Annotated in this window: 4 protein-coding genes and 1 pseudogene; 1 reads left to right on the plus strand and 4 read right to left on the minus strand. The window is 69.5% G+C overall.

Annotated elements, in window-relative coordinates; translation table 11 throughout:
• Nucleotides 1-28 precede the first annotated feature (28 nt).
• The 3 genes from ACGFIV_RS21290 to ACGFIV_RS21300 all read right to left on the minus strand — a co-directional run bounded on the left by ACGFIV_RS21290 (nucleotide 29) and on the right by ACGFIV_RS21300 (nucleotide 4,045).
• Nucleotides 29-880: a TatD family hydrolase gene (locus tag ACGFIV_RS21290; RefSeq protein WP_358549720.1), complete on the minus strand. Its 852-nt coding sequence runs from the start codon at nucleotides 878-880 to the stop codon at nucleotides 29-31.
• Nucleotides 881-959: 79 nt separating this feature from the next.
• On the minus strand, nucleotides 960-2,741 hold the full coding sequence (gene metG, locus ACGFIV_RS21295; RefSeq protein WP_358549718.1) for a methionine--tRNA ligase: 1,782 nt from the start codon (nucleotides 2,739-2,741) through the stop codon (nucleotides 960-962).
• 80 nt (nucleotides 2,742-2,821) lie between these two features.
• Nucleotides 2,822-4,045 (minus strand): glycosyltransferase family 2 protein, encoded by a 1,224-nt coding sequence (locus tag ACGFIV_RS21300; RefSeq protein ID WP_358549716.1) that lies wholly within the window; start codon nucleotides 4,043-4,045, stop codon nucleotides 2,822-2,824.
• Nucleotides 4,046-4,156: 111 nt separating this feature from the next.
• On the opposite strand from ACGFIV_RS21300, the gene ACGFIV_RS21305 reads away from it, so the two are divergent.
• Entirely contained in the window at nucleotides 4,157-5,671 is a 1,515-nt protein-coding gene (locus tag ACGFIV_RS21305) for a hypothetical protein (protein WP_358549714.1), read from the plus strand.
• Here ACGFIV_RS21305 and ACGFIV_RS21310 read toward each other — a convergent pair.
• Nucleotides 5,668-6,426, minus strand: a pseudogene (locus tag ACGFIV_RS21310) (phospholipid carrier-dependent glycosyltransferase); the annotation flags it as partial. The gene ACGFIV_RS21305 and the pseudogene ACGFIV_RS21310 sit on opposite strands and share 4 nt — an antisense overlap.

Here is a 6,426-nt window from a genome sequence, read left to right on the forward strand (position 1 = left end):
CCGCCATGACGATCACGAGCGGCGCCGTTTACCAGGAGCCGAATACCCGTTCGCCGTTGGCGCTGATCGCACGGGCCAGGTCGTCGACGTCCATGGCCTTGACCTGGGCGAGGCAGCGCATCGTGAGCGGGATCAGGTAGGGCGCGTTGGGCTTTCCCCGGTGGGGCGTGGGCGGCAGGTAGGGGGCGTCGGTCTCGACGAGGATCAGCTCCCGCGGCGCCACCCGGGCGGCCTCGCGGAGGTCGGCGGCGTTCTTGTACGTGACCGGCCCGGAGAAGGACATGAAGTATCCGGCGTCGACGCACCTGCGGGCCATGGCGGCGTCGCCGGAGTAGCTGTGGAACACCACGACATCCGGAGCCCCCTCCTCGGCCAGGACCCGGAGCACGTCGTCATGGGCCTCACGGTCGTGGATCACCAGCGCCTTGCCCGTGCGCTTCGCGATCTCGATGTGCGCGCGGAAGGAGGCCTCCTGGTCGGCACGGGAGGCCCAGTCGCGGTAGTAGTCGAGGCCGGTCTCGCCCACGGCCCGCACGTGCGGCTCGCGGGCGAGCTTCTCGATCTCGGCGAGCGTCTCGGGCGTGGCCGCGTGCGCCTCGTTGGGGTGGATCGCCACCCCCGCGTAGACGCCCTCGTGGTCGCGCGCGGCCTCGGCGTTCCAGCGGGACGACCGCAGGTCGTACCCGATCGTCACCAGCCTCGTGACGCCCACCGCCCGCGCCTCGCCGAGGATGCGCCCGACGGTGCCCTCGGACGCCTGGGCGGCCAGCGCCACCTGATCGCCCGACGACGCCTTGCGGTCGCCGACCATGATGTCCAGGTGGCAGTGGCTGTCGAACACCTCGGCGCCCAGGGGCGGCGGGGCGGGAACGGTGGTCACTTTCGACTCCCCATCGTGCGGACGGCTCGCGTGAACGACTCGCGTAGACGACTCGCGTGAACGGCTCGCGTCAACGGCTTCACTCGGCGAGGCGTGCGAGCTCCTCGTCGACGACCTTGGTGTCGAGCTTGCGGAACAGCGGCGTCGGCGGGGCCAGCGGGACGCCCGGCCGGATCGGCCTGGACTCCCACACGGCAGCGCCGTCGTACTGCCCGGTGATGACGCGGTAGGGGGTGCCGCCGTCCTCGTCGACCTCGTGGATCTCGGGCATCCCGGACCAGACGCCCTCGCCGCCGAGCATCGAGTAGATCTTGTTCGAGGAGGCCGGCAGGAAGGGGGTGAGCAGGGTCTTGGCGTCGTCGACGATCTGGAGGGAGACGTGCAGGATCGACTTCACCCGGTCGGGGTCGTCCTTGATCTTCCACGGCTCCTGCTCGGCGAGGTAGCGGTTGGCGTCCCGCACGACGTCGAAGGCCTCGGTGATGGCGTTCTTGAACCGCGACCTGCCCAGCTCGGCGCCGACGGCCGGGAACGCGGCCCGGCTCCGCGCGAGCAGCGCGCGGTCGGCGTCGGTGAGCTCGCCGGCCTCCGGCACCACGCCGAAGTTCTTGGCCGCCATCGAGATCGACCGGTTGACCAGGTTGCCCCAGGCGGCCACGAGCTCGCCGTTGTTGCGGTTGACGAACTCCGACCAGGTGAAGTCGGTGTCCTGGTTCTCGGGGCCCGCCACCGAGATGTAGTAGCGCAGGGCGTCGGCGTCGTAGCGCTCCAGGAAGTCGCGGACGTAGATCACGACCTGGCGGCTGGAGGAGAACTTGCGGCCCTCCATCGTCAGGAACTCGCTGGAGACCACCTCGGACGGCAGCGCCAGCTTGCCGAGCGACCCGGGCGTGCCGGCGCGCGCCCCCTCGCCGTTGTAGCCGAGCAGCATCGCCGGCCAGATCTCGGCGTGGAAGACGATGTTGTCCTTGCCCATGAAGTAGTAGCCGCGGGCGTCGGGGTTCTGCCACCACTGCCGCCAGGCGTCGGGGTCGCCGGACCTGCGCGCCCACTCGATGGACGCGCTGAGGTAGCCGATGACCGCGTCGAACCAGACGTACAGGCGCTTGTCGCCGCGGTCGCTCCACCCGTCGAGCGGGATCGGCACGCCCCAGTCGAGGTCGCGGCTGATCGCGCGGGGCTGCATGTCGCCGAGCAGGTTGAGCGCGAACTTCAGGACGTTCGGCCGCCACTCGCCCTGCTTCGCGTGCATGTAGCCGGCCAGCGCCTCGGCGAAGGCGGGGAGGTCGAGCATGAAGTGCTCGGTCTCGATGAACTTGGGCGTCTCGCCGTTGACCCGGCTCTTGGGGTTGATCAGCTCGATCGGGTCGAGCTGGTTGCCGCAGTTGTCGCACTGGTCGCCACGCGCCCCGTCGTACCCGCAGATGGGGCAGGTGCCCTCGATGTAGCGGTCGGGGAGGGTGCGGCCGGTGGACGGGGAGACCGCGCCCATCGTGGTCTTCGGGAAGATGTAGCCGTTGTTGTAGAGACCCTTGAAGATCTCCTGGGTGACGGCGTAGTGGTTGCCCGTCGTGGTGCGGGTGAACAGGTCGTACGACAGGCCGAGGGCGGTGAGGTCGTCGGTGATCACCCGGTTGTAGCGGTCGGCCAGCTCGCGGGCGCTCACGCCCTCCTTGTCGGCCTGCACCTGGATGGGCGTGCCGTGCTCGTCGGTCCCGCTGATCATCAGCACCTTGTTGCCCGCCATCCGCTGGTAGCGGCTGAAGACGTCGGACGGAACCCCGAACCCGGAGACGTGCCCGATGTGGCGGGGGCCGTTGGCGTAGGGCCAGGCAACGGCGGTCAAAATGTGCTGGGACATGGGACAAGCCTAGACGGCCGGGAATGGCGTCTCGAACAGATTACGAAGGTTGAGCCGATCTTCCGCCGGTCCGCGGGACGTCAGGCGGCGGGGGTGGCCTCGCGCTTGACGGCCTCGGCGGCCTCCTCGGCGGCGGAGGCGGCGACGTCGACCGGCGTCTCCTTGGTGCGGCGGATGCCGAGGATGCTGATGAACAGCGCGGCGAAGATGGTCTGGAAGCTCATGATGAGGGCGGTCGCAGACGGCACGACCAGGCGCAGCGACTCGGCCGGGATCAGCTCGCCGAAGTTGCGCACCTGCCAGTGGGCCAGCGACGCGACCATGCCCGCGAGACCGCCGATCGCCAGCAGGCTGCCCGCGACCAGGCCCTTCTCCAGCGTGACCACGTCGACCAGGCGCTTGATGCGGCGGTCCTCCGGAAGGAAGCCCTCCTCCGCGGCGTACACCTTGGTGAACAGGCCGAACAGCACCGCCTGGAAGCCGATCACGACCATCGCCGACGCGCCCACGAGGGTGTCGACGTCGAAGGCCAGCTTGCCGATGTACACCGGGCCGAAGGTCAGCGCGGCGCCCGCCACCAGGCCGAGGGCCATCAACACGGCGCCGGGGATCAGGAACAGCCAGCGGGGGCTGTAGAGGAGCAGGAAGCGCAGGTGACGCCAGCCGTCCCGCCACGAGCGCAGGTGCGGCGGGCGGGAGCGGCCGTCGCGGGCGAGGGTCGTCGGGACCTCGCGCACGTCGAGGCCCTGCAGGGTGGCCTTGACGACCATCTCGCTGGCGAACTCCATGCCGCCGGTCTGCAGGCCGAGCTTCAGGATCGAGTCGCGGCGGAACCCGCGCAGGCCGCAGTGGAAGTCGCGGATGGCGCTGGGGAAGAACAGCCGTCCGATGAACGAGAGCACGGGGTTGCCGAGGTACTTGTGGAGCGGGGGCATGGCTCCCGGCTCGATGCCGCCCCGGAAGCGGTTGCCCATGACCAGGTCGGCGCCCGCGCGCAGCTCCTCGACGAAGGGCAGCAGCGCCGTGAAGTCGTACGAGTCGTCGGCGTCGCCCATGATCACGTAGCGGCCGCGCGCGGCGCGGATGCCGCCGATCAGGGCGTTGCCGTACCCCTTCGCGTCGACGTGGACCACGCGGGCTCCCGCGTCGCGGGCGAGCTGCTGGGATCCGTCGGTGCTGCCGTTGTCGGCGATCACCACCTCGCCCTCGATGCCATGCTCCGCCATGCAGGCCAGCGCCTTGCGGACACACGTTTCGACGGTCTCCGCCTCGTTCAGGCATGGCATGACCACGGTCAGTTCCACGTCGAAACCCCTCGTTTGCGCCTCGATCATCCGGTGCGTAGTTAGACCATGATGCCCTCTGCCCCCAGATGCTCGGGTCAAGTCCGTGAAAGGGCTGGCATCCTGTAAACCATGGTGACCGTTGCCGAACCGGCGCAGGCGGATGTGCCGACGCCGAGCAAGGGTGCGCGCCTTCTCGGGTTCCTGAGGCGGCGGCGCCTTTTCGTGATCGCCTTCACACTGGGCTCACTGCTCAGAGTGGTCGCGATGCTCGGCTACCGGCCGGCGATGTGGTTCAACGACTCCTACGAGTATGTCTCGGTCGCCCTGCACCCGCGCCCGCATCCCATCCGTCCCGACGGGTACGGGTTCTGGCTCCTGATCCTCAAGCCTTTTCACAGCTTCGCGCTGGTGGTCTTTACGCAGCACCTCATGGGCCTGGCGACGGCGGTGCTGATCTATGTGCTTCTGAGACGCAAATTTGGGCTGCCCGACTGGGGCGCGACCATCGCCGCCGTGCCCGTGCTGTTCGACGCGTACCAGATCCAGCTTGAGCAGATGATCATGTCCGACACCATGTTCACGCTGCTGATCGTGGGCCTTGTGACGGTGGTCCTGTGGCACAGGAAGATGTCGTGGAGGACGGGCGCGGCCGTCGGCCTGCTCCTGGCGCTCACCGCGCTCACCCGCAGCATCGGCCTGCCCATCCTCGCCGTGGTCGTGGTGTTCCTGCTCATCAAGCGCACCGGCTGGAAGCCGGTCTTGGCGGTCGTGACGGCCTGCGCGGTGCCGGTCGTGGCGTACATGGGGTGGTTCGCGAGCGCCAACGGCCAGTTCGCGATGACCCAGAGCGACGGGCTCATCCTCTACATGCGCACGGCGAAGTTCGCCGACTGCAAGAAGATCAAACCCGACCTCCAGCGCGAGCAGGACCTGATCCCGCTGTGCAACAACCCGAGCATCGAGCGCAGCGAGTTCTCCCAGCTCTACCTCTGGTACAGCGGCCTCGGCGAGGTCCTGCACCGCTGGGGCACCGACAAGTTCGACAGGTCGATCAACGACGCGGCGGGCAAGTTCGCCAAGCGCGCGATCCTGGCCCAGCCGGGCGACTACCTCTCGGCGGTCACCGGCGACCTGCTGCGCAGCTTCCGCTGGGACCGGCCGGTCTTCCCCGACGCCAACACCTGGAACCAGTACCAGTTCTTCAACAAGGGCGTCAGCAGGAAGGATCCCGTACGGCTGATGTCGTCGGTGCCCAAGTGGCCGAGCTACCGGGGCACCACCGACCGCGACGTGGTGGCCTACGAGCAGGGCCGGGCCAGCACCAGGGTCTACTGGCCCTGGGCGACCTTCATGGAGCGCTACCAGCGCGTCTTCTACCTGCCCGGCCTCGGCGTGGGCCTGGCCCTGCTGGTCGGCATCGCCGGCGTCGTGGCCCGCTGGCGCCGGCTGGGCGGCCCCGCGCTCCTGCCGCTGGTCGCGTCCGCCGCCCTGGTGGTCGCCCCCGCCGCCACGGCGGAGTTCGACTACCGCTACCTGCTGCCCGCGGCCCCCCTGGCGTTCCTGGCCGCCGCCGTCGTGCTCCGCCACGGGGTACGGCCGCGTCGCAGGCCCGCCGTCGCGCCCGCGAAGGAGGCGGCCGTCTAGATCCAGCTACGGAAGAGCATGCGCCGGTTCCAGTCGTCGTAGGGGATCAGCTCGGCCGACAGCACGGGGTACAGCCAGCCGAAGTTGACCACGCTCAGCAGCATGAAGGCCCCCACGACCGCGGCGCCGACGGCCCTGCGCGTCGTGCCCACCCTGGCGGGCCCGATGAGCAGGCCGGCGACGAGCACCAGCGCCAGGACCATGAACGGCAGCATGGGCGCCATGTAGAACAGGAACATCGTGCGCTTGTCGGCCACGGCGTAGTAGAACCACGGCAGCCATCCCACGGCGAAGGTCAGCAGCACCGCCCCCGCCCGCCAGTCGCGGGTGGACCCGTACCAGGCGATCAGGGCGATCAACGCCAGGACCGCGCCGAACCAGATGACCGGGGTGCCCACCCCGAGCACGGCCTGCGAGCACGACGCGGCGCCGCAACCCTTCGCGTCCGGGGGGTAGTAGAACGCGACCGGCCGCATGAGCAGGGGCCACTGCCAGGGCCACGACTGGTAGGAGTGGGGCTCGGCCAGACCGGTGTGGAACCCGAGCACCTGCATGTGGTAGTCGACCCACGACCGCAGCGAGCTGAACACCCAGTAGGCCCAGCCGCTGGAGGTGGCCTGGGCCCAGTTGCGGCCGTACCCGTACGCGGTGGCGAACCACCCGGTCCAGGTCAGCATGTACCCCACCGCCGGGACCACCGCCATCGCCAGCACACTGGTCGGCGCGTCCTGCCCCAGCACCCCCGCGTACGGCCT

Origin of the sequence: Sphaerisporangium sp. NPDC049003, from assembly GCF_043197795.1 — a bacterium.
Taxonomy (GTDB): Bacteria; Actinomycetota; Actinomycetes; order Streptosporangiales; family Streptosporangiaceae; genus Sphaerisporangium.